The following is a 1,895-nucleotide window of genomic DNA, read 5'->3' as shown; positions in this document are numbered from 1 at the left end:
GCCGCGGCCACGACGATCCTCGATCTCGCCCGCACCCTCGCTCGGCAGGGGCGTGGCCTGTCCGGCCGCTCGCTGCCGATGACGATCGGCTGAGTGCGGCTCTCCTACGGCTCCGGGAACTGCGTCCAGGACGCGTGCGCGCGCTCGGCATCTCGCGTGCTTCTTCGCCTGGTGACGCGTCGGCGGACCAGGATGACCACGGGCAGCACCACGGCGACGGGAAGACAGAACACCGCGCCGAACGCCAGCAACGTCCCCACGGCGAAGTCGTTCCCGCCCGTGCGGCCGAGACCGATGGCGCCGCTTCCGAAGGCGTCCCCGGCGACGAGGAACTCGCCGTCGTAGGTGTCGAGCGAGTCGGCGCAGGTGACGGTGTGGACGCCCGCGCGGACAGCGGTGAACTGCGTGTGCTGCTCGAACCCGCGCTTCGGGGTCATCCACCAGAGCGTGTCGTCCCACGACAGCGAGGGTCCCGCGCGCTGAGAGAGCTCGGCGCCGTCCGGACCCGATACCGAACACTCCAGCATCCCGAGCATCGCGGAGACACCACTGCCCCAGATGCCGACGCGCTCGCCCTCCTGCAGCTCGATCGTCGCCCCGCGTCCCAGCGGAACCGGATCGGCGTCACTCACGGAGGCGGCGACGGGCAACACCCAGAGCGTCCAGATCAGGACGCCGATGCACGCGCACAGAGCGGAGAACCCGAATGCCACGGCATCGCGATCGGCGAGCCGCCCTCGGGTCACGTGGCTTCGGGATCGAAGGGCGGCCGGTTGCTCGCGCTGAACTCCTGCGGGAGCGCACGGGGAGCGACAGGCTCCGCGATCGTCTCCCGCGCCTGCGTCGGCGTCGTCGTCGGCTGCGGCTCCTCGAACAGCGCGTCGCGGATGATGCGGCGGGGATCGTACTGACGGGGGTCGAGCTTGCGCCAGTCCACATCGTCGAGCTCCGGACCCATCTCCTCACGCATGCGGGACTTGGTCGAGCGGAGGTACTCGCCGGCCTTTCGGACCATGCGCGAGAAGCCCTCGGCAGCTCGCGGGAGACGCTCCGGGCCGATGATGAGGACCGCGATGAGACCGATCAGCAGCAGCTTCTCGAAGGTGAGCCCGAACGTCATCTCTACAGGCTACCGTCGCGCCTGCGGTCCGCGGGTACACCGAGCGAATACTCTGGAGGGAACCACTGGGCAGGCAGGGAGAAACAGGCCATGAGCGAGCACGACGCGAACGCGCGATTCCTTCGCGAGTCCATCGTGGAACCCGACTCCATCGCACGCGCACGCGCACACGCGGTCGAGCTCGGCGCGATGCCGATCAGCACCGTCGTCGGTTCCCAGATCGCCGTGCTCGCCGCCGCGACCGGCGCACGCTCGATCGTCGAGATCGGCACCGGTGCCGGCGTCTCCGGACTCTGGCTGCTGCACGGAGCGCCGCAGGCCGTGCTCACCTCGATCGACAACGAGCCCGAACACCTCGCGGCAGCGCGACAGGCATTCGCCGACGCGAAGGTACCGTCCACGAAGGTCCGCTTCATCACCGGGCGCGCCATCGACGTGCTCCCCCGTATGAATGAGTCCTCGTACGACATCGTGCTCGTCGACGCCGACCCCGACCACATCATCGAGTACGTCGAGCACGGACTCCGCCTCGCCCGCACCGGCGGCCTGGTGCTGGTGCCGCGGATCCTCGGCGGCGGCCGCGTGGCCGACCCGGTGCAGCGTGATGAGGTCACGTCGGCCTACCGCTCGCTGGTGCAGGAGACCCAGGAGTCCTCGGCCGTGTTGGCGACCGTGTCGCCCGCAGGTGAAGGACTGCTCCAGCTGATCAGGCTCGCCGACCGCGACTGAGAGTCGCCTCGCCCGGGTACGCCCCGGAATCGACAAAGGGCGGTGG

Annotated in this window: 3 protein-coding genes; 1 reads left to right on the top strand and 2 read right to left on the bottom strand. The window is 69.7% G+C overall.

What is annotated here, in order from left to right:
* Positions 1-104: 104 nt before the first annotated feature.
* Both ACNPM4_RS10830 and ACNPM4_RS10825 read right to left on the bottom strand, forming a co-directional pair.
* Positions 105-746: a hypothetical protein gene (locus tag ACNPM4_RS10830; RefSeq protein WP_448985691.1), complete on the bottom strand. Its 642-nt coding sequence runs from the start codon at positions 744-746 to the stop codon at positions 105-107.
* The gene (locus ACNPM4_RS10825) at positions 743-1,120 is read right to left on the bottom strand and encodes a twin-arginine translocase TatA/TatE family subunit (RefSeq protein ID WP_029262054.1); all 378 of its coding nucleotides are present in this window, start codon (positions 1,118-1,120) and stop codon (positions 743-745) included. Before ACNPM4_RS10825 ends, ACNPM4_RS10830 begins: the two co-directional genes overlap by 4 nt.
* A 90-nt stretch (positions 1,121-1,210) precedes the next feature.
* On the opposite strand from ACNPM4_RS10825, the gene ACNPM4_RS10820 reads away from it, so the two are divergent.
* On the top strand, positions 1,211-1,849 hold the full coding sequence (locus tag ACNPM4_RS10820; RefSeq protein ID WP_029262055.1) for an O-methyltransferase: 639 nt from the start codon (positions 1,211-1,213) through the stop codon (positions 1,847-1,849).
* The last annotated feature ends 46 nt before the right edge of the window (positions 1,850-1,895 follow it).

The sequence above is a fragment of the Microbacterium umsixpiens genome (assembly GCF_053543675.1).
The sequence above is the reverse complement of the archived record's forward strand: the minus strand, read 5'-3'. Positions and strand labels throughout refer to the sequence as shown.

What these genes read in the sequence shown, in the direction of transcription:
- ACNPM4_RS10820 (WP_029262055.1), top strand. Translation starts at nt 1,211, where the DNA reads ATGAGCGAGCACGACGCGAACGCGCGATTCCTTCGCGAGTCCATCGTG.
- ACNPM4_RS10825 (WP_029262054.1), bottom strand. Translation starts at nt 1,120, where the DNA reads ATGACGTTCGGGCTCACCTTCGAGAAGCTGCTGCTGATCGGTCTCATC.